Genomic DNA, 22,637 nt, shown 5'->3' with positions numbered 1-22,637 from the left:
TCCTCCGCCGACGGCTCAGGCCGCTTCTTCCGTCCGGTCACGTCGTTCAGTGTCGCGGTCATCACGGCACCCTCCTCACCAGGCACAACGCCCGGTGGGTCAGGCCGGAAACACCGTTAGATCCACACTCCCTCTGATGAGCCGCGGGTGGGCGGTCAGGCGGCTGGCTGGGCAGTCGCGGTGAGGGCCCTATCGACAGGGCGCAGATGCCGTCATGGGTGAGGACGGCGAGGCTAGCCAAGTGAGTCCTGCCAGCGGTTGCAGGTCGGGCTGCTGGTGTTACATAAACGGTCCAGCGTTGCTGCCGCGGTGCGCGTTGCGGCGCATCGGCTGCAGGGTCGGACCATCGGGCAGGCTGGTCGATGGTCGCGGTGTATAGCCATAGCGGGCGAGTAGTGGCTCTGTGTCGGCGAGCATGGCGGTCCACGCCGGCAGGTTGATGCGGTCGAGGCGGTTGCGGTGGTGGTCCAGCAACGCGGCGCCGAGGCCGGCCCGTTGGACGTCCGGGTGAACGACGACAAACGCTAGGTGGTAATGCGGCTCGGTGGGCTGTTTCGTGGACAGGATGCTGTCCAGCAGGTCGAATCGATCGGTGTGTGCTCCAGCAGCGTCGGTGAGCCGGATGCCGTAGTTGGCCGGTAGCGGGATCGGCCGGTATCGGTGGAAGCCAACCGCAGCAGCGGTGAGGTCGTCGGTGAGATGGATGTCGCCGAAGAACATTGCATGTTCCACCCATATCGCGGCGACGTTGGCCAACACCTGGCGCCGTTGATCTGGGCTGGTTACCAGCCATGCGGCGAGCGAGCTGGGGTTCAGGGCATCGGCGATCAGCGCAGCGACGGCGTCCTTGTCTGCCCAGCGGCCAGCCCGGATACGCACAGCAGCCTCCATCGGTTCGGTTCCTCGTTTCGATATCAGGTAACGGAAGCGCGTCGCCGCGCCTCCAAAACGCCAGGCAGGTGGCTTCTCAGCGATGCGACTTGGTGTCGCACTCACCGGTAGGTGGCGGTGGCGAGGTCACCGACCGCGGCGTCGACGGCGGCGGTGATGTCGCGTACCGGCGAGAGGTGTTGGTTGGCGATCGTCTTCAGGTGCGCGGTGAGGGTGGCGGTGTCGTCGCCGAGATAGAGGTGCGCGGTGAGGCCAAGGACTGCGACGAGTCCGGCGAGGGCAGCAGTGTGGTTGTCCGGCTGCTCGTGCCCGGCAGCGAGATACCGTAACCGAGCCCGCGCGACGACGGACCATTTGCTGTCGGTGACGAGGTAAGTGTCGGCGCGGGCGAGACCACCGAGGCGTCGGCGGGTGCGCTGCTGGAGGATGCCGGCGGCGACGAGACCAGCCCGGGTGCGCTCGTACAGATCCTCGGAGAACCCGCGCAGGAACGCCCGTACCTGTGGGGCGGTGCGACCGTAGCGAATGGCGGCGATGGCGGTATCGGCGATCAGGTCACCAACAGACTGATCGTGGTGCAACCGAAGCCACCGCTCACTGGCCGGGTGCGCGTCGACGGCGGGGGCGAGCACGACCCGCCCGGCCAGGAACAGGTCGATCAGAACGGCGCCCGCCAGCCCGAGCGCCAACGCCTGCCGATGGATGTGCAGCTGGCCGGTGTCGTCGTTGTGGCCGAGCAGGAACAGCTCATCCCGCAGCGGCAGCCGAGGAACAGTCATGACAGCGCCCCCTACCCCAGCCCTGCCGTGGACTGCCGCAGTCGGCCGTGCGCGCCGTTGTAGGCAGCGGTGGGTGCGGGAAGCAGCGCCTTGTCGACCGCGGCGAGGACCGTGTAGTTCGGGTCGCACACGTTGCCGATCGGCGCCCGCCCCGCCTGCGACACCAACTGGTAGGCGTCGAGCGTCTCCAGGCCGGTCAGGGCTCCCACCCAGCCGACGAGATCGTGGTGGGCGATCCGGTAGGCGTCTTCCAACGGGCGGGCGCAGCCGATGGACATGATCGCCGCGTCCGTCTCCAAGCGAGGCCACATCGTGGGTACACCCTTGATCACCTCGATCGCGAGGGTTGTGATGGTGGCGATCTCGACACCGACGCCGCAGGCCTCCCCCTCGCCCTGGCGGGCATGGCCGTCACCGAGGGCGAGCATCGCCCCATGCACCCTCACCCCCAGATAGAGGGTGGCGCCGGCCCGCAGTTGCGGGGTGTCGAGGTTCCCGCCATGCACGTCCGGGACGATCGTGGAGCGGGCCTCCATCCCGCCAGGGGCGACGCCAATCGTGCCGATCATCGGCTCCAGTGGGAGGTCGACGGTGTGGCCGGTTTCCGTGGCCTGGAACTGCACCGAACCTGCCTGACGGTCGATGCCGTACACCCACACTCGTTCCTCCAACGGCGGCTGCAGCATCGCGGTGTGCGAGGTCGACGTGAGGGCGCCGAAGTGCGGGAACGTCGATGACATACCCCAGTCCCGCGCTGGAGCGATCGAGACGAGATGGATGGCGAGGGTGTCGCCGGGCTCGGCGTCTTCGACGAAGAACGGCCCGGACACGGGGTTGAGGTAGGGCATGCGGCACACTTGCGACGGCAGATCCGCCGGCCCCCGCACGAGGCCGCCGAAGCAGTCCTCGGTGAACACCTCGAGGATGTCACCGGAGCGCAGGTGCGCGACCGGGAGTCGCCCGCCGAAGGTGTAGGCCAGCTCGTCCCGCGCCGGTCGGTAGGTGATTTTCTCCATGGTCGTCACACCCTCTCCAGGTCACGCTGCTGCGGCTGCACGGGCGCCAGCCCGGACAGCACCGGCCGGCGACCCGACAGGTACAGGCCGGCGAGCACGATCGCGCCGAGGGCGAGCCAGGCCAGGCCGAGGCGCTGAGCGGCGATATTCGCGTTGACCACCACGTACGCGAGGATTACGAACCCGATCGCAGGCATCACCAAGTGCGCCCAGAGATTGCCGCTGCGGCGGCGGACAAGGTGATGCACCACCACGGACACGTGCAGGACCAGGAACGCGCAGAGGGCCCCGAAGTTGATCAGCGACGACAGCAGGGTGATCCCGTCCGCCCGGGCAGCCATGTACAGACCGAGGGCGAGGGACACGGCTCCGGTGAGCAGGGTGGCGTTGATCGGCACGTTGTGGCGGAGGGACACCTTCGACAGGAATCGGGGTAGCTGCCGGTCGCGGGCCATCGCGTACAACAGCCGGCTGGTGGCGACCTGGGCGACCATCGAGTTCGGCAACCCCCACGCCACGGCCGTCGCCACCGCACACAAGGTCGCCAGCCAGCCTCCGCCAGCGACCTGGGCGGCGTCGTAGAAGGCCGTGCCGTCAGGGTCCCCGCCGGTCAGCAGCCCGGACGGGTTGGAGACGAGCATCGCGGCCAGCCATGTCTGGGCGATGAACAGCACCCCCGCCAGGGCGAGGACGGCGGCCATGGCCCGGCCGACCTGCCGGGCCCCGCCCTTGGCTTCTTCGGCGAGCATGCTGATGCCGTCGAAGCCGAGGAAGGACAGCACGGCGATCGACACGGCCCCCGCCACCAGCGACCAGGTGAACGTGTCGGAGTTGTAGAAGGCATCCCAGCTGAAGTGGCCCCTCCCGGAGGCGAGGGCCCAGCTGGCGACGGCGATGAAGATCGCCAGGACCGTCAGCTCGCCGATCAGCATGATTCGGGTGACCATGGCGGTCATGCGGATCCCGACCGAGTTGACGACCGTGTTTACGGCGACGAAGCCCAGAAGCCACGCCCAGACCGGCACTGCGGGCACGATCGCGTGCATCGCCACCGACGCCACCAGGTAGAGCAGGCCCGGTACGAGGACGTAGTCGAGGAGGATCACCCAGCCGGCGAGGAAACCGACCGGCGGGCTGATGCCCCGGCCGGCGTAGTTGTAGACGCTCCCCGACATCGGGAACGCCCGAACCATCTGGGCGTACGAGAACGCGGTGAACACCAGCGCGACCACACCGATCGCGTACGCCAGGGCCACCATCCCACCCGAGCCGGCGTACACACTGCCGAAGATCGCCATCGGCGCGATCGGCACCATGTACACCAGTCCGTACGAGATCAGGTCACGGAACCGCAGTTGCCGGCTCAGCTCCTGCCGGTAGCCGTAGCGGGCCAGTTCGTCCTGCTCAACCATCACGGAGCCCTTCCTGACAAGGGGTAAGAGGGAACGGGTTGTGGGTCGATGTCCGTTGCGGCTGCTTCACTGCCAGACCTGCGAGCCACCGCGCGATCTGTGGCTGCGGTCGTGACTCTCCGGGCTGCCAGGCGTCTGGAGGGACCAAGCCCGGCGGCAGCAGGTTCAGTCCGCTCAATAGGTGTTGCGCCGACGTCGGCGTCGGAAATGGCTTGTGCTGTCCGATAGCGAGACGGGCCCTTGCGCTGGCGGCACCGTCGCTGGGGTACGCGACGACGAGAACCGAACCGGCGGCAAGATCAGCGGCGATCGCGGCGATCGATTGCTGTAGACGCTCCGTGAGCACTGGGTCGAGCCCCGCGACGACCAGGCACACCGGCTGTTCCGCGTCGATCGCGCCGGCGCCAGCCGCCGCCGGCAATGCGTCGGCGAATGACCCAGCGCCAACTGACGTCACAGCGGGACAGAGATCGGCGGTGGCCAGGCGGTTGAAGGCAACCGCTACCGGGTCGGACGCCACGTAAACCACTCGCGCATCGGGCGCAGCGGCGAGAGCCACCTGATGAACCCCGCCCGGCAGCGGCAACGGAGGGCCGAGCACCACGAACTGCCGGATCTTGAGAACTGCCACGTATCGGATCGCCCGCGCGACGAAGAGTCGGCACGCCCCCAGGTCAGCCGCTGCATGCGGCAGCTGGCGGAGCAACTGGTGGGCCGCCGCACGGTCGGCTGCGAAGTTGTGCGCCCCACCGAGGCGGCAGTCCTCGACGCGCCAACCGGACGTCCTGTCCAGGCACACGCCTGATTCCTCGCGGCCAGCGCTTGGGCCAGCCAAATGGCTGATCGCGACGGCGCTATGGCACCGTGGGAAGCGCACGGCGCGGCGGTCCTCCGTGAACGACCAGAAGTGGCCGGCAAAGCGATCGTGCGCGGCGAGGGCACCCGCGAGCGGCTGTGCTGGATCAGTCATCGGCCCGGTCGCTCCTCGGACGACGACTGCCTCCGGGCAAGGCACCGCGAGGGCGGTGCAGCGGAGGGACCTGGGACTGGCCGACCGAAACGCAATGGCCAGAACGGTAGGCGGCTCATCTGCGCCTCGACGAGATCCCTGCTGCGGGTTGCGTGGGTAAGCCGCGGGCGCTCCGCACAACCGTCGAGAAACGCCATGGCGATTCTGCGGCCCGAGCTAGGGCAATCGAGAGGACTGAACGACCGGTCGTCAGCCCGGAGGAACCGCTTCATCGGCGCGTTCACCCCTCCTGGTGCCTCTGCCCCGCATTGGCGAATAGCTGGCTTCGAATCAACGATCACGGAACGGCGCAGAGCTGGGAATACCGACCTTCGGTCCGACCTCGCGTACTGACTTGCGATCCGACCAGTAGATGACCTGCGGGAACCTGTCGCGCCATCCACTTCGCCGATGTCGTCCGCCGGGCTAGCGGGTTGACAGGGCTTTGATCCACTCGTTGGAGAGTGGTGGCAATGGGTGATGGCCTCGCCTTTGCCGAGCCAGTCCGGCAGGTCCTGGCCTCCAAGTTTGGTCATGATCACGGCGAAGGAGCTGACGATGTCAGCGGCTTCGCGTAGTGCTGGGCAGCGATCGAGGACGCTGTGTCGCTTGATCCGGTGCTCGCCGGTCCGTGGCGCGCGTAAGCCAGTTCATCGCTTACCGCACGGCCACGCCGGTGGTTGGGGTAGAGCTGGCTTGCCGGACTCGCGGAGGGGTTGCAGGTAGCGGCGGGCACTGCGTTCGCTGCCGCGGTAGCCCTGCTGGCGGACTTCGGCGTAGATGAGGGCGGCATCGGTGCAGCCGACCTTCGACCGCTGGTAGATATGAGTCAGGTGTGGGTGCAAGACTCGCCCAGTGTGGCCGAGGCGGCCGTGGCTGAGCACGTCGTCGCGGTTTCTGTGAGAGATCGGCATACCTAACTCAAGGTGCCGACACGCGGCACTGCGCGTGGTGGCGTGTCGGAGCCGTAGGTGAGGTGCCGGCCGCCGTAGGCTCACAGCGCCGAATGAGATCGGGGAGGCAGCCGGTGGTCATCGCGGGGCGCGTCGTTCTCATCCACGGCTTTTGGTCGTCATCGGCCACATGGGACGGGCTCGCTCGGGTACTTGAGGCAGACCCGAAGCTGGCCGACTTCAGCTGGCATCGCTACGGCTACCCCTCGCCGAAGCTGTGGGTGCCACTCATGCCGCTCCGCACGCCGGACTACGACGACATTGCACAGGCGCTCGGTTCCTTCCTTGACGCCCTCGTGCCCGAGGGAGGCGGGCTGGCATTTGTTACGCACAGTCAGGGAGGCCTAATCCTCCAGCGCTACCTTGCCTGGATGCTGGACGAAGGGCGCGGCCAGGACCTCGCGCGGATCCGGTCCATCCTGATGCTTGCCTGCCCGCACGAAGGCAGCGACTACCTGAGATCACTCCGGACTGCAGCTGGCTTTGGGTTTCATCCGCAGGGAAAGACGCTTCGGCAGTTCGATGTGAGCATCGCCGCGGCTCGCCGCAAGGTTCTTACGCAGATCGTCAACGCTACCAAGGTGAGCGCTCGCGAGTGCCCGATTCCGGTTCATGTCTACGCGGGTGACCGGGACAACGTTGTGAAACGAGTGTCAGCCCAAGGGACGTTTCCGAAGGCCGGCGTCCTGCCCGGAGGCCACTCCTCGATCATCGATCCGGAGCTGGCTGGGAGTACCACCGCGGCGACCATCAGCAGGCACTTGGTGGCAGACTTCTCTGCAACCCCGCCGCCGTCCCCGGCTGCTCCGTCGGGTCCCGGCAGGGGGCCCGTCACCATCACGGGCAGCTCGGGATTCCAGGTCGGCGACAACAACATACAAGTTAATTCATGAATGTAGACATCTCTGACAGCTTCGGGTTCCAGGTCGGCGACAACAATACGCAGGAAATTCACCTCACCTCGCCGGCGCCATCGATCGGGACGCAGGAGCTCGTTATCTGGTGGTCCGAGACCTGGCTTCCCTTCACTGACCCGCCCCTTGTCAGCGAGATCGTACTGGCCGGCCGGCAGGCGGCTGCTGCAGCCCTGCGCACCGCGCTCTCGGGCGGCAAGCCCGTTATCGCTGTGTACGGCGAATTGAGTATGATGGAGATGAAGGCGTTCCTGGCCGCGTCGCTGCTTGACAGCCCGCTGGGGCAGCAAGCGGTGTTTGTCGGAGACCCGGCTGGACTTGCCGTCATGTTGGGCGGAACGGACCCGCGGATTCTAATGCTGGTCGCTGGCACCGAGCCGGCAGGTCTGCCCCTGACTGGCCCGCACAAGATCGTCCTTTTTGGGCGTCAGGCGATGCATCCGGCTGTGACCGTACCCGCGGTCGACGGCGACGCCGTGGCGCAACTGCTGGCTGCTACGGAGATGGAACGTGGGCGTGCACAGAGATGCGGTGGGCTTGCTCGACGGGGACTCGAGCAGCTGCGCCATGCGCTGTCCCGCTACCCGGAGTGTCCCGAGGCGTCGTGGGCTGTGAACCCGAGCATGGTGTGCCGGCGGCTGAGCTTACTCGGAGACTTCACTGACGAGGACTCCGATTTCGTCGCTGGGTTCACCGGGCTACGGCCTTCCGAGCTGATGGACCAGGCGGGATATCTGATCACCGACCCCGATCTGCCCCTGCTCGGAATGTTGGACGGCCGGTGGTACGTGCAGGAGCCCGAGAACGCTTTCCTGCTGCTGAGGAAGAGCTTCACCACGGAAGACTTGACTCGCTTTGCGGACCTGGCTGTACAGGTGCTGCGAGCGGGTGGCGAGGTATCGGGAGCGTTACGGCGGGGTGTTTCCCGGTCGCTGGTGCTGTTGTCCGTTCACGGGGGCGGTTCGTCCGCAATACCGACCGCCGGCCTCGCTGACCGGGTCGTGCGTGAGCTGCTGGCCGGCGCCACAACGGCTGACTGGTTCGCGCTTACGGACGTGGTTCAGCTGCTGACCGAGGCCGCGCCGAGAGTCCTATTGGACGCGCTTTCCCGGTCGCCCGCCTCGCACACCGCCATGTTCGGCTCCGAACAAATCTACCCGCCGTTCCTTTGGGCGCTGGAACTGCTGGCCCGGCCCACCGAGTACTTCGACGGCGCCGTGGACGTCTTGGCTGACTTGGCCGCTGTTGACCCCGGCGGAAGCCTGTCGAATAGGCCTGCGGCGTCACTCGCGGGTGTCTTCGACTGCAGCTACCCGCAGACCCGTGCATCCCGAAAGGTGCGGCAGAGAGCGCTGCGGCGACTGCTAAGAACCCATCCGGCAGTGGCTCGTGCGCTGCTGCTGGAACTGCTACCCCACGGGGGCGTAATCCGCACTCGGCACCCGCAGCCGTACGTCCGAGAGTGGCCCATACCTGAGGGAACATCCCCCAGCGATGCTTACCAGGCATTCCGCGACGTCGCCGCCCTAGCGATCGGCGATGCTGGTACCGACCCCAGCCGCTGCGCGGATCTCGTGCCAAAGATCGACGCGATGCCTACTGAAGAAATGAGGGTCTTCACTCAGCTGCTCGATGACCTTGTGGTCACCGATGTGGTACCCCGGCGGCGCCTGTTCGAGGCACTCCAGGAAGTTGTCACCCGGCACCAGCAGTTCGCGGATGAGTCATGGGCGCTCCCGCCGAAGGATGTCGGCGAGCTGGCCCGGATCGCCAACTCGTTCAGTCCCGAACGCGCCGTCGACCGGCACCGCTGGCTGTTCACCGACCGATGGCCCAGTCGCGCCGGGTATGCCGTCGATGGAGGCGCCGGCCTGGCTCGATCGCGGGTCGACGCCGTGAAAGAGATCTTGAACGAGGAAGGCCTTGACGCTCTGCTCGTCCTCGCCGACGAGACGGGGAACGGTGATCTGATCGGCGACGTGTTGCCGCAGCAGGACGACGAGGGCCAGCTGATGTCCTGGCTCACCGGTGACCGTGGCCCTCTCGCATTCGCGTACTTTGCCGCGCGGATGCGAGAGGACGAAGGCAGGAGGCGGACAGAGCTGCTAGGCCGGGCGCACGATCCGAGCCGGCGCGCGGCGATCCTCCTGGCATCGCGCGACCCGCAATGGGCGTGGAAGCAGCTCCGGACCCTGGACGCCCCCACGTCGGAGGCGTACTGGCTCAAATTCCCCACCTTCGGCCTAGGCGTAGATTTTGATAGTGTTGCCGAGGCCGCTGCGGGACTGAACAGCGTCGGACGTTTCGCCGCAGCCCTGGATCTGATCTCCATCTATTCCGCGCGAGTCGAGTCGGCCGACATTGCCGCACAAGCGGTCGTCGCCTGTGAAGGGTTCGCACGTTCACGCGATGCGGATCCGGAAGCACACATCGTTTCGACGCACGACCTGCAGATTATGATCGACATACTGGCGCGGTACCGGGAGACGGTCGATCGGCGGCGCATCATCGCGATCGAGCTCAACTTCAGCACTCGGATAGGCAGCCTCGAGACCACGCTACCGGCGACAACAGAGCTGCTGGTGCAGAACCCCGCCTTCTTCACCGAACTCGCCGTGACCAGCCTCCGGGGCGACTCGCGGGAAGCCCGCACGGCCGCCCACCGGGCGCTGGATGCCGTCATCCGCTGTCCCGGAAGCGATCCAAACGGGGCGATAACGTTCGGATCCGTCCACGACTGGGTGGAGAAGGCCCGAGCGTTGTTCGCGGCCTACGATCTCCAAAAGATCGGTGACGAGATGATCGCAAGCGTTCTTGTTCATGCGGTCCCATCAGCGATCGACGAGATCGGGGAAATTCTTGAGGAGATCGGCAGTGACGACCTCGACCGCGGGTTGTGGGTAGCGCTCTACAACCGACGTGGGTTGACCTGCCGCAGGCTCTCCGACGGAGGCACCCAGGAACGGAGAATCGCCGACCAGTACCGGGACTTCGCACGGCAAGCTGATGATCACCCCCGCATGCGTCGCATTCTGGACGCCCTTGTCAAGAGGTACGAGCAGGAGGGCACGCAGCAGGATGCTGAGGCCGAGCGGTACCGGCGCCATCTCTAGTGTTCTGTCTCGCAAATAGCTAGCCGTTCTCGTAAACTCTGGACGTGACACGCGCTGCCGCACCACTGGTGCTCGAACCCGGCCAGCGGGAACTGCTGGAGTCTCTTGCCAAGTCGCGTACCGCCGCGCATCGGCTGGTGCAGCGGGCGCAGGTGCTGCTGCGCGCCGCGGACGGGGTGTCGAATGCCGACAATGCGGCGTTGGCCGGGGTGACCCGGGTGACGGTGCGGGCGTGGCGGTCGGAGTTCGCCGAGCGTGGGCTGGCCGATCTGGGCAAGGTCGCGTCGGGTCGGGGCCGTAAGGCGTCGATTCCGCAGGCCACGATCGATCAGATTGTGGAGTTGACGCTGCACACCAAGCCGGAGGGGGCGACGCACTGGTCGTGCCGGTCGATGGCGGTGAAGGTCGGCGTGTCGCCGGCGACGGTGCAGCGGGTGTGGGACGCCCGAGGGCTCAAGCCGCACCTGGTGGAGACGTTCAAACTGTCCAACGACAAGCGGTTCGAGGAGAAGCTCGTCGACGTGGTGGGCCTGTACCTGAACCCGCCGGACAAAGCGGTGGTGCTGTGCATGGACGAGAAGTCGCAGATTCAGGCCCTGGACCGCACCCAGCCGAGCTTGCCGCTCAAACCGGGGCGGGCCGGCACGATGACCCACGACTACAAGCGGCACGGCACCACGACCCTGTTCGCCGCGTTGGACGTGCTGACCGGCAAGGTGATCGGCAAGTGCTTCGCTCGGCACCGCCACGACGAGTTCCTGCGGTTCCTGCGCACCATCGACACCACGGTGCCCCGCAAGCTGCAGATCCACCTGATCGTCGACAACTACGGCACCCACACCCACCCCAACGTCAAAGCATGGCTGGCCAAGCACCCTCGATTCCATCTGCACTTCACCCCGACCAGTTCGTCCTGGCTCAACCTGGTGGAACGCTGGTTCGCCGACCTGACCGACAAGATGATCCGCCGCGGCGTGTTCCGCAGCGTCGATGACCTCGTCACCGCGATCGAGGAGTACCTGCGCGTACACAACGACGACCCGAAACCGTTCGTGTGGACCGCCACCGCCGAATCGGTCCTGGCCAAGGTCCGACGTGGACGAGTCGCCCTCCAGCAAGTGGCTAGTCAAAACTGAGACGGAACACTAGATAGGACACGCCGAGCGATTCGGTCCCCTCGGCGGCGTCGTGTCCACGACAGTACGCGGTGCCCGACCGAATCCGAGTGGGCAGTGCGCCGGGCCCGGGCGCTCGTCGCGACGTCGCGGTGGCTGGACAACCACGCCCTCTGGTGGGTGCGGGTGCGGTGACGCGTGGAAGCGCCCAGCAGGCGCATCCTCATCCCGACCGCCGGGTGGCATCGGAAGAGGCCGGTCACGCAACTCGTGCCAGAGCCATTTTTCACTGGCCGCCGACACGCCGACACCTCGGCCGATGATCTCGACCTGGCCTACGGGCCGAGGCGGCTAAGGTGGACCCGCACGCCCAGGCCCCAGGAGGAGATGTCCGCCACCTCGAATCCGGTCGGCGCAAGGCCTGCGGTGGCTGCCGTGAGATCAGCAGCCGACGGGGTTCTCTCCATGGCAACCACTATCTGATCGACGCAATCGAGGTTGCCGCGAAGAGCACCGCGATGGTGAGCGCCTACGGCGAGGATGGCGCGCGAGCCGGTGGCGTAGCAGGCCGAAAGCCACTGTCGGAGGTCGCTGGTCGGGTCTTCGGGCAACGTGAAGTGCTTGGGTGCATGGCCGCCGGGGATGCCCTCCTCGGTTGCCTTGCCGCCGAGCACGAGGTCTGCCCTGCTGCGCAGATCCGCTGCTAGTCGCTCGTTGAGGTCGTGGCCGTCCTGGCCGAGGGCGTAGGCCCAGGTCAGGTAGGGCCGGCGGCGACGGGTGGCGGCGAGCCAAGGGCCGAGGACAGCGTGTGTTTCATCGGGTATCACGTTGGTTTCGACGTCGATGCCGTGGGCTGCTAGCACGGCGGCGCCTCCGTCGCCCCGGGAGGTCGGGTCGATGACGCTGATGACGACTCGGGCGATGCCGGCGTTGATGAGTTCCTGGCGGCAGGCCGGGGTGACGCCGATGTGGTTGCAGGGTTCGAGCGTGACGACGGCGGTGCCACCTCGCGCTGCGGCGCCAGCGGCGGCAAGGGCGTTCGCCTCGGCGTGGGCTTCTCCTTTGCGCCGGTGGTAGCCGGCACCCACGGCCCTGCCGTGACGATCGAGGATGACGCAACCGACGGGCGGGTTTGGGCTCGTGGTGCCCAGGCCGAACGATGACAGCATGATTGCCTGCCGCATCGCGGCCACTTCGGCGGCGGATGCCATCAGCTGGCCTCCTTGAGATCGTCGAGAAAGGCGCGGACCTCCGGCAGTTGCTGGTGTCCGCTGACCACAGTGCCCAGCTGCGCGAGTTGGTGCAGGATTCGTCGTGAGCCGGCTCGACGCGCGATGGGTAGTGCGTGGTGTGCGGCCGCCGCGGCCAGGTCGGGTTGGTTCGCTGCGGCGTGGGCTGCGGCTTTGTTCAGTAGGGCGGACGCGAAGTCCTGGCGGTGCTGCGGCGGGATCGTGGGAAGAGCTTCTTCCAGCACGGTGATTGCCTCGGCTGGTCGTTGCGCCAGCCGAAGGCATGCCCCGCGGTGTACTTCGATGTAGCCGCTCGTGCAGTAGGAACCGTGATCTCCCTCGGGTTTGCCGGAGCGGCGATCCGCTGCCCAGCGATGTGCGTCGTCCAGCAGAAGCATGGCGGCGCGGTGCTCGCCTGTGGCGGCCAGAGCGTGCGCGTGCTGGACACGAAGCGCCGCCCGCATCGGTCCTGGCAGCTTCTGGTCGTAGCGCAATGCCGCTTCGGCCTGCTCGACGCCTTGGGCTGGGTGTCCGCTGGTCAGCCGTTGTTGGCTGCTGCGGTAGGTGGCCCACGCGGTCATGATCGGGTCGGCGATCTGCCCCGCCCAGGCGAGCGCCTGTTGGGTCCAGTGGTTGCCCGCGGCGTGCTCGTTGAGGGATTGGTTGAGCCAGGCGGCGGATTCGGCGTACTGGGCGGCGAGGCGGACGGCGGCGGGGCGTAGCGCTTGGGGCACCTCGTGCAGAAGGTCTTCGATCGCGAGCAGTTGCCTGGTGACGCCCATCAGGGCGTACTCAGGGCCGAACATCTTGTCGTTCTGAACCAGGAGATGCCACTGCTCGCGTAGCAGGTGGATGGTCTCGTCCCAACTGCCTGGCCGAGGCTTCACCACCTCTTGAGCGGCATACGTCCCGTCGCTACGTCGAGGGCTGTAGAGGTCGAGGTCCAAGTCGGTCGGGACACCAAAGACCTGGCGCAGTGCTGCGCGGCGCGCTTCACTGGGCCAGCGATGCTCGCCGCGCTCCAGCTTGCCGATCCAGCGGAAATCGACGTAGTGGGCCGTGACATCACGACGCGGGTAGATCGCGTCGAGCGCAGCGTTGACGGCATCGGCCAGCTCGGCCCGAGACATGCACTGGCCGGGGCGTATCGGCGAAGGCAACCGTTGCCGGGCACAGCTGAACACGGTGTTCGGCCTGATCAAGGTGTCCGGATGGCGAGGCACCGTCTCTCCCCTCGGCCCAGCTTGCGGGCCCTGCCGACTATGCCACCGACCGTCTAGATCATCCACCTCCCATGCCTCTACGCCGGGAAGCGACACGGGGCGACGGCGAAGTCGGACCGCAAGTCGGTATTCCCGGCCGGTGCACGCTGGGTGATCGTATGAGGCGTACTCGGTGAGGCTCGGTGCGGCAGCCGGCCGCTCGGGGCAGTCGGATGAAGCGGCTGTGATGGATGGGGAGAGTGGCGCGTACATGAGTGTCGACACGATGAGCAGCGAGGGCCTGCGTGACGCGATGGTCGACGAGCTGGTCGCTGATCATGCGGCCAAAGGGCTGACGATGCGGCCCGAGGTGGAGGCGGCGCTGCGGACGGTGCCGCGCGAGCTGTACACGCCGGGCGTCCCGCCGGAGGAGGCGTACCGCAGCGACACCGCCGTCATCACCAAACGCCACGGTGACGAGACCATCAGTTCGGTATCGGCGCCGTGGCTGATCGCCGAGATGCTCGGTCAGGCGGCTGACGCCCTCGACGGCGGCTTGACGGGCCGGCACGTGCTGGAGATCGGATCGGGCGGCTACAACGCCTCGCTGCTACGCGAGTTGGTCGGGCCGTCGGGTTCGGTCACGACCGTGGACATCGACCCCGAAGTGGCCGAACGGGCCGTGGCGTGCCTGGCGGCGGCGGGGTACGGCGATGTCACCGTGGTATGCGCGGACGCCGAGCAGCCAATCGGTCCGAGCCGCCGCTTCGACCTGATCATCGTGACGGCCGGGGCGTGGGATATCCCCCCGGCGTGGATCGCGCAGCTCGGCGAGGGCGGCGTGCTGGTCGCGCCGTTGCGCACCTTCGGGATGACCAGGTCGTGGGCGCTACGCCGTGTCGGCGACCGGCTGGTCAGCCAGAGCCAGCGCCTGTGCGGGTTCGTGGCGATGCAAGGTACCGGAGCGCACGAGGTGCGGTATGTCGACATCGCGGAGGGCGTCCACCTGCGGCTGGATGAGGGCCAGCAGGTCAGCGCCGAATCCGTCGGCGGGCTGCTGTCGCAGCCGCGGGAGCAGGTGTGGGCCGAGGTGAGCCTGCCGCCTCGTACCGTCCTGGCCGACCTGGACCTCTGGCTGGCGGCTCGCCTTGCCGATGAGGTGGACCAGGTCGTGGTTCTCTCGGCGCAACAGGAGGCCGTTGATGCCGACGTCGTCACCCCCGCGTGGCGGTTCGGTACGCCCGCCGCCCTGCACGAGGGCACGTTCTTCTACCGCTCGGCACTGCGCTGGGCGGACGACTTGTTTGACCTGGGCGCGTGTGCTCACGGGCCCAACGCCGCTGCGGCGGCTGGGCAGATGGTGGCGCACATGCGCACGTGGGTGGACGCTGGGCAGCCTGCTCCGGTGCTGCACGTCCTGCCCGCACAGGCTCCCGACGGCGACCTGCCGGCCGGGACGGTGCTGGACAAGCGGCACAGCCGCCTCGTCCTCACCTTCACCCCCGCATAGGAAGGAAAACGCGAGTGGAGACCACGGAACTCGACGAGTTCGACCTGGACATCACCCTGGTGGACTCCGGCCCCGCCGCCAGCGGGTACGCCACCAGCACCGACGACGGCTGCGGCTCGGGCAACACGGGCTCGAACGCCTGCACCGGCAAGTAGCCGACCCTCACACCCTCTCCGGGGGCCCGGCGTCCGCCGACGCCGGGCCCCCACTCTCGGTGGTGCATCGTGTTTCCTACGGCTGGTGCGGCGCTGATCAGAGTCGCCGCCTACCCGATCCGCCTGGTCCTGCCTGCCTGGCCCGACCTGACGTCGGATCGGCCAGAGCAGTGGCGGGAGTGGCTGAACCTGGTCTGGGCGCTGCCGGGGTTCGCGGCGGCCGTCGCCTCCGCCACACCGCATCTGGCCGAGCAGATCACCCGGACCGTGGCTGGCGAGCCGGTTCCGCACCACCGGCTCCGACGCCTGGTCGAGTCGGCGGTCCGGTACCTGCTGAGGTGGACCACCCGCGCGACACCGTTCGGCACCTTCGCCGGGGTAGCCCCGGTCGAGTTCGGTGCCCGCACATCTGTCCGCTGGGGCGAGGCACATCGGGCGGTCGTCCGCCCTGATGGGCAGTTCATCGCCGAGCACACCGCGCGGGCCGAACAGAATCTGGCCACGCTCCGGGACGTCGCTGTGGTGACGAACTCCTTGGGGTACCGGCGCGGCGAGGTGTGGGTGCTGCCCTGCGCCCACGCCGACGACGACCGCAGGTGGGACCTCCAGATTCGCCTGACCAAGCCGGTACGGGCGGCGATACGAGCGGCGAGTTCCCCGATCATCTTCGGCGACCTCGCCGTACGAATCGCCGGACCGGCGCCCACCGGCGTTGAGGCGGCGGAGCGTCTGCTGGCCTCGCTGGTGCAATCGGGTGTGCTGCTGTCGGCGCTGCGTCCGGCGATGACCGTCACCGACCCGGCTGCCTACCTGGCCCGCCACGTCCCGATGCCCGATCCCGGCGATCGGGTCGCGGTTGACCTGCGTGTCGACGCCTCGGTGACGCTGCCACCGGTCGTGCTGCAGGAGGCGGGCCGTGCCGCGTCGGCGCTGACGGCGGTGGCACCGCCACTGCTCGGATGGGCGGAATACCACAGCGCGTTCATCCAGCGGTGGGGTCCGGGTGCCGCCGTGCCGTTACGCGATGTCCTGAGCGTGCTGGGCTTTCCCGCCGGATACCGAGGATCTGCCCGGCGCGTACCCGCGGTGTTCACCGCTCGCGACCGGCTGCTCGCGCAGCTTGCGCAGCAGTCGGCGCTGAACGGCTGCGCGGAGGTGGTCCTCGACGACGAGCTGATGGGCCGCCTACGGGGAGACGACGAGCGGCCGCCGATCCCGCACACCGAGTTACGGTTCAGCCTCGCCGCCGAGGCCCCGCAGGATCTGGACCGGGGCGCGTTCACGTTGACGGTGGTCAGCGGGGCCCGCCACGCGGGGGTTTCCGCCGGCCGGTTCCTGCACCTACTCACCCGCGCCGAACTGTCGTCGTTTCAGCGCGTCTACCGGCACCTGCCGACTGCCCTGCCCGGCGCGGACACGGTTCAGCTGTCTGGCCCCCCGCTGGACCCGCGCCTGGCCTCGGTCGCCCGGACACCGGAGCTGCTGCCCGTCCTACCCGTCGGCGACTTCCACCCCGACCCGCCGTGGACGGTTGCGGACCTCGCGGTGACCGGTGACGGTCAACGGCTGTGGCTGGTGTCGAGGACCACCGGTCGGCCGGTCGAGCCGCTGCTGCTCAACAGCGTGCTGCTGCCCGGGCTCCAGCAACCGCTGATGCGATTCCTGACCGAGATCTGGACGGCGTGGACGGCGCCCTGCAGCAGATTCGACTGGGGCCACGCGAGCGGCCTGCCGTTCCTACCTCGCGTCCGGCGTGGACGCAGCGTCCTACATCCCGCCCGCTGGATCATCGACCGGTCGGCCTTCCCGCGCGCGGCGCCCTGGCCGCGGTGGCGCGACGCCTGGCAGCGCTATCGCGAGCAGCACCGGCTCCCGGACGAGATCCTCGTCGGCGACGACGACGTGCAGCTGCGTCTGGACCTGGACGACAACACCCACCTGGCGCTGCTACGCAGGCACCTCGATCGGCATACCCGCACTGTCCTCACCGAGGCTCCCGGCCCGGCCGGCTGGATCGCCGGCAGGCCCGCCGAACTCCTGCTCACCCTCGCCCATGCCCCGACCATCCGCCCGAGCCGACCAGCTCGGGCCGTGACCGCACTGCAGCACCGGCCCGGACAGTCACCGTGGCTGGAGGCTCATCTGCACGGCCGGCTCGACGACATCCTCACCGACCTCGCCCGCCGGACCGACCACCTCCTGGCCGCAGGCTGGTGGTTCCTGCGCTACCCCGACCCCGAACCCCACCTGCGGCTACGCATCCCACTCCACGGTGCCGACTTCGCTGGCACCGCCAGAGGCCTCGCCCAGTGGGCACAACAACTGGAACACAAAGGCGTCCTGCACGACTACAGCCTGCACACCTACCGGCCAGAGACCCGCCATGGCACCGGACCCACCCTCGCCGCCGCCGAAGCGGTGTTCGCCGCTGACTCCCGCGCCACCCTGCAACGGCTGACCGGCGACCGTCAGGCCACCACCGCCGCCGGAATGATCGCCATCGCCGACGGCTTCACCGGCGACGGCCTGCGCTGGCTCGCCGAACACGTCCCCCACCACAGCGGACCGCGACTCGAACCCGCCCAGCTTGACCTCGCCCGCACCACCTACCGTGACGATGGCTTGGATGCGGCGCTGGCCGCCTACCGGGCCCTGGCCGACGCCGACAGCCTCGACCTCGACCAGGTGCTGGCCGACCTGCTGCACCTGCACCACGCCCGCATGATCGGCGTGGACACCGCCTCCGAACGGCACTGCCTCCGCCTGGCCCGAGCCATCGCCCGCACCAGCCAGGCAATGCCATGACGGCCGGGCAGTCCCTCGCCGACGGCGCTGCCGGCGTCGCCCTTCTGCATCTGGAAACCGGCAACCGGCCAGCCGCGTACGCGGCACTGCGGGACGCGACCGCCAACGGCGTCAGCATCGCCGCGGGAGCCAGCCTCTTCTACGGCGCCCCCGCGCTCGCCTTCGTCCTCGCCGCATCCGACCAACCGGGCCTCGCCCGAGCACGAACCATCGCCGCAGCCGGGACCGCCACGGTGACCCGCCAGCGGCTGCGAACGGCTCACCGCCGCATCGACTCACGCCAGCAGCCGCACTACGCCGAGTACGACCTCATCCGCGGCCTGACCGGCCTCGGCGTCACCCTACGCCGCCTCGGCGACCACCACCTGCTCCGCCAGGTACTGGACTACCTCGTCCGACTCACCGAACCCGTCAACGACCTTCCCGGCTGGTGGTGCTCCAACGGACCCGACCGTAACCAGCCGCCACCACCGGGAGGCCATGCCAACCACGGCATCGCCCACGGCATCACCGGCCCACTCGCGCTGCTCGCCCTCACCCTCCTCGATGGCATCACCGTTGACGGACACACCGAGGCGATCACCCGGATCTGCCAATGGCTGGACACCTGGCAGCGGCACACCGGCAACACCACCTGGTGGCCGCAAACCCTCACCCTCGACGACCTGCACCGCGGCACACCAGCACAACAACAACCGCTGCGCCCATCCTGGTGCTACGGCACCCCCGGCATCGCCCGCGCCCAGCAACTGGCCGCTCTCGCCCTGCACGACACCACCCGCCAACAGCTCGCCGAGACGGCGTTCACCGCCTGCGTCAACGACCTCGCACAGATCCGCCGCCTCACCGACCGCAGCCTCTGCCACGGCACCGCCGGGCTCCTCGCCACCGGCCGACGCATCGCCGCCGACGCCCTCACCCCGACGCCCCTCTCCCCACTGGCGCGCCTTCACCAGCACACCGCCCCTGCCGACGACGAACCCACCGGACTCCTCGACGGCGCCACCGGCTGTCGCCTCGCGACCGCCGCGGCCACCTCAACGTCGTGGGACGCCTGCCTCCTACTCAGCTGACGAAAGGCCCCTCATGGAGGAAACGCCCTGGAAACAGGTGAACATCAGCTACCCCGGCCAGAGCCGCCAAGAGCGTGAACAGCACGCGATACCCCACCTCAGCCGCGTTCTGCCCGACGCCGAGGCCGCTGGCCTGATCATCTCGTGGTGGTTCATGCGCAAAGGGCCATGGCGCATCCGCTACCTGCCCGCCACGCCGAACAACGACCCGGACCCGGTACGCCGCATGCTCACCGCAACAGTCACCTGGACCAGCGACATCTACGAACCCGAGATCCACGCCTTCGGCGGCCCCTACGCGATGGACATCGCGCACACGCTGTTCCACCACGACAGCCACCACCTACTCACCTACCTCCACCACCGCCCGACCGACCGGCGGGAACGCTCACTCATCCTGTGCACCGCACTCATGCGCGCCGTAGGACTGGACCCCAACGAACAAGGCGACGTATGGGCCCGAGTCGCCCAGCGCCGCCAGGAGCACCTCATCTCGCGCCCTGCTCCCGGCCCCAGCACCTGGGAAGCATTCACCGGCAAGGTCCGCCACCTGCTCCTCGGCACAGCCCGCGCCCCCAGCGACTGGCAAACCGCGTTCGAGAACGCCGGCACAGCCCTCCGATACCTGCGCGAAACAGGCAAACTCACACGTGGACTACGCGCAGTCATCGCCGAACACGTGATCTTCCACTGGAACCGGATCGGGATACCCGCCAAGACCCAAGCCACGCTCGCACAAGCAGCCACGGAAGCCATCTTCAGCGAAACTCCGGCGCCATCAGGGTAAGAATGGATCTGTGCTGTCTCGGCACGTGAGGCAAGCGCGTTGCAGCGGCTCGGGCACCAAGAAGTCACCCTCAGTTATCACGATCTCGGCTCGACAGGCCCCGAGAGCTGCTACAAAACTGCACCACGCCGGGACCCGCCGGCGTGCCGCGTGCATCGCACGCATCCCCCACCGCCGCACGCTCAGAAAAGCCGGCCGGATGGGGTATGCCCGGATGCGGCACGGAGTCGCCGCGGTTTCCGGCCTGACGGGCACCTACGCCCGGTCAACGTCGGAAGACCGCGCGAAGGACGAGTTCGACGCGGTGGAGAGGGACTCGCCGTCGTCGGGCAACCAAACTAACCACTTTGTCGCATGCGCCCGATATCGTCGCCGCCTACCCAGCGCCGCGCCCACCGACGGAGGTCAGATCATGGCTCGTGCCGCCCTCGACACCATTCCCAGGCTCGTCCCTCACCGGCACACCACCACCGCAGTCACCTGGTCCACCACGGGCGGCCGCCGATGACCACCCCCAGCTCGCCAACCCTCGTGATCATTCGGGCCAACTCCGGCAGCGGCAAGACCACGACCGCCCGCGAGGTGCGCCGTCGCTACGGTCGCGGTGCGGCCCTACTCGAACAGGACCACCTACGTCGGGTCGTTCTCAGAGAGCACGACAGCAACCACATCCAACCGGTCGCTCCTGCTTTCATCACCGCCACCGCCCGCGCTGCACTCGGCCTGGGCTATCACGTCATCCTGGAAGGCATCCTCCACACGGATCGATATGCCACCGTGCTCCATCAACTGATCAGCGACCACCCCGGGCGCAGCGCGGTGTTCTACCTCGATGTGTCCTTCGACGAGACCGTCCGCCGCCACCACAGCCGTGCCGAGCCGATTCCGGTCACCGCCGAGGAGATGCGCCAGTGGTACACCCCGCGCGACCTGCTCGACGTCCCGGGAGAAACCGTCATCCCGGAGTCCAGCACCTTCGAGGACACCGTCACCACGATCCTGCACACCAGCGGCCTCACCCACGCAATGCCGATGACCCCCTGCCCGAGACGCTGCCGGCACTGCGCCGACGGCACCAAGCACACGTGGGCACCGGTGGCGGCCACTGGGTAGGGCATTGCCCTGACGGCTCCAGCTTCCTGCTGGAGGCGGACATTCCGCTTGTGTCGGTGGCCATCGGCGCAACCGGGTACGCCATAACGACGCTCAACGAGTGGTCCCGGAGGTCCGCCACCCTGCCGTCGATCGAGCCATCAACTTCAACGACGCTCGCTGTCCGAGCCAAGCCAAGATCGTGATAACTGAAGGTGACTGTCTGAGTGCCCGAACCGCCGCCCGCTTCGCGGCCATGACAGTGCGTCCGATGGGGCGGCCGGGCAGTTGCTGAGGATCAGAGCCCGGCGGGGTGGCTTGACAGCCATTGGCGATGCCGGTCACGTAGGTAGTCGCGCAGAGCCGTGTTGGCCAGCAGCACGTCCGCGCCACCGTCGTAAGGCGCGTAAAGCCAGGCCAGGTCGGGCGGTGCGATGATCACATGGGCGATCTGGTCGTCAGCGACTTGGCGGAAGAGTTGGTCGAGTCGACCGGGCTGCCAGGCGACGCGGTTGACGTAGGCGTGGGCGAAGGCAAGTTCGGGGTCGAGGTCTGGCCAGGACAGCACCGACCAGCATTCGGCGTTCGGTAGCAGAGCCTGCAGGATCGGCGTTCGACGTCGTGGCACCGGCGTAAACGCTACTTCCAGCGTGATCACTTGCAGGTCAACGGTCTGGCCGCGAAGCTCGTCAAGAATGGCATTGTGTCGGTGCAGGATGGTGGCGTACTCGGAATCGTTTTCGGCGTAACGTTTCGAACCGGGCAGGCTATGAAACCGCACCCAGCGGTCATCCAACCACTTCAGGTGATGGCTGATCGGTGCGACCTGCTGCCAACGGGTCTCCCAGACCGCTTGCAGAGGGTGACCATCAGTCCCTGGTGGGGGCCAGGTACGCACCTCGCCAGACAGCACGGACTGCCGGCCCGACAGGACCACGTCCCGCAATGCGATCACATGGGGGTCATCAGTCGGCGCGTCCGGGTCGACGTCGAAGACCGCGATCAGTGGATCGTCGTCCCACTCCCAGCCATGGATCTCGCGCCAGATCCGCAGGTTCGGGTGCTCGACCTCCCGACATGCCTCGGCCGGCGCCAGAAGGCTGATCGCATCCGCAAGCTGCGCCTGCCCCAGCCGAACCGAGCCGCTGCCAGCGCGCCAACCCGTGACCGTGGCCAGCACTGCGGCGGATAGCAGGTCCTCGCGCGCGTTGACCTGTACGAACCCAATCTCGCGCTCGGCTGCCACGGAGGCGACCTTCCCGTTCAGGCCATGCTCGATGACGCGAGAGGTGAAGCCGACACCATGTAGCGTCGGCCTCTCCCAGCCCAAATCCTGCTCAAATCGCGCCAGCGCTTCTTCGATCTCCCGAAGCGTCGACCACCCCTGCGACATGCCGAGAGCATCGCAGACACGATTGCCCCCGTGCCGGCCCGAGCTCCGACAGCCATGTAGGCGGCAACCGAAGGTGGCGACCACAAGGAACGCACGCTCATCGGCATTATGCAGGTAATCCTTGTCAAGCTGATCATGATGCGTGTCGGTCGATGCGGGTGAGGAGCCGGTCGAACAGGTCGACTCGGT

17 protein-coding genes are annotated in these 22,637 nt (G+C 67.8%); 9 read left to right on the top strand and 8 right to left on the bottom strand.

What is annotated here, in order from left to right:
* Positions 1 to 279: 279 nt before the first annotated feature.
* From ABZ671_RS30450 to ABZ671_RS30430, 5 genes are all read right to left on the bottom strand, one after another.
* A complete protein-coding gene (locus ABZ671_RS30450; RefSeq protein ID WP_357864588.1) occupies positions 280 to 891 on the bottom strand; it encodes a GNAT family N-acetyltransferase in 612 nt (203 codons plus the stop codon).
* Between the two features lie 101 nt (positions 892 to 992).
* Positions 993 to 1,670, bottom strand: coding sequence for a GPP34 family phosphoprotein (locus tag ABZ671_RS30445; RefSeq protein WP_357864586.1), 678 nt, complete (start codon positions 1,668 to 1,670; stop codon positions 993 to 995).
* 11 nt (positions 1,671 to 1,681) lie between these two features.
* Complete coding sequence (locus tag ABZ671_RS30440) at positions 1,682 to 2,695, bottom strand: acetamidase/formamidase family protein (protein ID WP_357864584.1); 1,014 nt, start codon at positions 2,693 to 2,695, stop codon at positions 1,682 to 1,684.
* Positions 2,692 to 4,098, bottom strand: a complete 1,407-nt coding sequence (locus ABZ671_RS30435; RefSeq protein WP_357864592.1) for an APC family permease — start codon at positions 4,096 to 4,098, stop codon at positions 2,692 to 2,694. Before ABZ671_RS30435 ends, ABZ671_RS30440 begins: the two co-directional genes overlap by 4 nt.
* A complete protein-coding gene (locus ABZ671_RS30430; protein ID WP_357864582.1) occupies positions 4,091 to 5,068 on the bottom strand; it encodes an SAM-dependent methyltransferase in 978 nt (325 codons plus the stop codon). Before ABZ671_RS30430 ends, ABZ671_RS30435 begins: the two co-directional genes overlap by 8 nt.
* 1,066 nt (positions 5,069 to 6,134) lie before the next feature.
* Between ABZ671_RS30430 and ABZ671_RS30425 the strand changes: the two genes are divergently transcribed.
* The 3 genes from ABZ671_RS30425 (at position 6,135) to ABZ671_RS30415 (ending at position 11,223) form a co-directional block, all read left to right on the top strand.
* Entirely contained in the window at positions 6,135 to 6,953 is an 819-nt protein-coding gene (locus ABZ671_RS30425; protein ID WP_357864580.1) for an alpha/beta fold hydrolase, read from the top strand.
* Entirely contained in the window at positions 6,950 to 10,087 is a 3,138-nt protein-coding gene (locus ABZ671_RS30420) for a hypothetical protein (RefSeq protein ID WP_357864579.1), read from the top strand. Before ABZ671_RS30425 ends, ABZ671_RS30420 begins: the two co-directional genes overlap by 4 nt.
* A 65-nt stretch (positions 10,088 to 10,152) precedes the next feature.
* The gene (locus tag ABZ671_RS30415; RefSeq protein ID WP_357864590.1) at positions 10,153 to 11,223 is read left to right on the top strand and encodes an IS630 family transposase; all 1,071 of its coding nucleotides are present in this window, start codon (positions 10,153 to 10,155) and stop codon (positions 11,221 to 11,223) included.
* Positions 11,224 to 11,537: 314 nt separating this feature from the next.
* Here the strand turns inward: ABZ671_RS30415 and ribD are convergent, their stop codons facing one another.
* Both ribD and ABZ671_RS30405 read right to left on the bottom strand, forming a co-directional pair.
* Entirely contained in the window at positions 11,538 to 12,413 is an 876-nt protein-coding gene (gene ribD, locus ABZ671_RS30410) for a bifunctional diaminohydroxyphosphoribosylaminopyrimidine deaminase/5-amino-6-(5-phosphoribosylamino)uracil reductase RibD (RefSeq protein WP_357864578.1), read from the bottom strand.
* Complete coding sequence (locus ABZ671_RS30405) at positions 12,413 to 13,654, bottom strand: hypothetical protein (protein WP_357864576.1); 1,242 nt, start codon at positions 13,652 to 13,654, stop codon at positions 12,413 to 12,415. Before ABZ671_RS30405 ends, ribD begins: the two co-directional genes overlap by 1 nt.
* A gap of 250 nt (positions 13,655 to 13,904) precedes the next feature.
* Here ABZ671_RS30405 and fxlM point away from each other — a divergent pair, with 250 nt between their 5' ends.
* From fxlM to ABZ671_RS30375, 6 genes are all read left to right on the top strand, one after another.
* A complete protein-coding gene (fxlM, locus tag ABZ671_RS30400) occupies positions 13,905 to 15,143 on the top strand; it encodes a methyltransferase, FxLD system (RefSeq protein ID WP_357864574.1) in 1,239 nt (412 codons plus the stop codon).
* A gap of 14 nt (positions 15,144 to 15,157) precedes the next feature.
* The gene (locus tag ABZ671_RS30395; RefSeq protein ID WP_357551502.1) at positions 15,158 to 15,298 is read left to right on the top strand and encodes an FxLD family lanthipeptide; all 141 of its coding nucleotides are present in this window, start codon (positions 15,158 to 15,160) and stop codon (positions 15,296 to 15,298) included.
* Between the two features lie 69 nt (positions 15,299 to 15,367).
* On the top strand, positions 15,368 to 18,103 hold the full coding sequence (locus tag ABZ671_RS30390) for a lantibiotic dehydratase (protein ID WP_357864572.1): 2,736 nt from the start codon (positions 15,368 to 15,370) through the stop codon (positions 18,101 to 18,103).
* Entirely contained in the window at positions 18,100 to 19,176 is a 1,077-nt protein-coding gene (locus tag ABZ671_RS30385; RefSeq protein ID WP_357864570.1) for a lanthionine synthetase C family protein, read from the top strand. The genes ABZ671_RS30390 and ABZ671_RS30385 overlap by 4 nt, the downstream gene beginning before the upstream one ends.
* Positions 19,177 to 19,189: 13 nt before the next feature.
* Complete coding sequence (locus ABZ671_RS30380) at positions 19,190 to 19,963, top strand: thiopeptide-type bacteriocin biosynthesis protein (protein WP_357864568.1); 774 nt, start codon at positions 19,190 to 19,192, stop codon at positions 19,961 to 19,963.
* A 504-nt stretch (positions 19,964 to 20,467) separates the two neighbouring features.
* Positions 20,468 to 21,076, top strand: a complete 609-nt coding sequence (locus tag ABZ671_RS30375) for an AAA family ATPase (RefSeq protein ID WP_357864566.1) — start codon at positions 20,468 to 20,470, stop codon at positions 21,074 to 21,076.
* Positions 21,077 to 21,353: 277 nt separating this feature from the next.
* On the opposite strand, the gene ABZ671_RS30370 is transcribed toward ABZ671_RS30375, so the two are convergent.
* A partial coding sequence (locus ABZ671_RS30370) for a hypothetical protein (protein ID WP_357864565.1) occupies positions 21,354 to 22,637 on the bottom strand: 1,284 nt, incomplete at its 5' end.

It is taken from the genome of Micromonospora sp. NPDC006766, assembly GCF_040636055.1.
GTDB lineage: Bacteria > Actinomycetota > Actinomycetes > Mycobacteriales > Micromonosporaceae > Micromonospora.
Note: the sequence above shows the minus strand (reverse complement) of the source record. Positions and strands in the feature narration are given on the sequence as shown.

Excerpts from the sequence above, each read along its gene's own strand:
- ABZ671_RS30450 (WP_357864588.1), bottom strand. The coding sequence starts at position 891 with ATGGAGGCTGCTGTGCGTATCCGGGCTGGCCGCTGGGCAGACAAGGAC.
- ABZ671_RS30445 (WP_357864586.1), bottom strand. The coding sequence starts at position 1,670 with ATGACTGTTCCTCGGCTGCCGCTGCGGGATGAGCTGTTCCTGCTCGGC.
- ABZ671_RS30435 (WP_357864592.1), bottom strand. The coding sequence starts at position 4,098 with ATGGTTGAGCAGGACGAACTGGCCCGCTACGGCTACCGGCAGGAGCTG.
- ABZ671_RS30430 (WP_357864582.1), bottom strand. The coding sequence starts at position 5,068 with ATGACTGATCCAGCACAGCCGCTCGCGGGTGCCCTCGCCGCGCACGAT.
- ABZ671_RS30420 (WP_357864579.1), top strand. The coding sequence starts at position 6,950 with ATGAATGTAGACATCTCTGACAGCTTCGGGTTCCAGGTCGGCGACAAC.
- ribD (WP_357864578.1), bottom strand. The coding sequence starts at position 12,413 with ATGGCATCCGCCGCCGAAGTGGCCGCGATGCGGCAGGCAATCATGCTG.
- fxlM (WP_357864574.1), top strand. The coding sequence starts at position 13,905 with ATGAGTGTCGACACGATGAGCAGCGAGGGCCTGCGTGACGCGATGGTC.
- ABZ671_RS30385 (WP_357864570.1), top strand. The coding sequence starts at position 18,100 with ATGACGGCCGGGCAGTCCCTCGCCGACGGCGCTGCCGGCGTCGCCCTT.
- ABZ671_RS30380 (WP_357864568.1), top strand. The coding sequence starts at position 19,190 with ATGGAGGAAACGCCCTGGAAACAGGTGAACATCAGCTACCCCGGCCAG.
- ABZ671_RS30375 (WP_357864566.1), top strand. The coding sequence starts at position 20,468 with ATGACCACCCCCAGCTCGCCAACCCTCGTGATCATTCGGGCCAACTCC.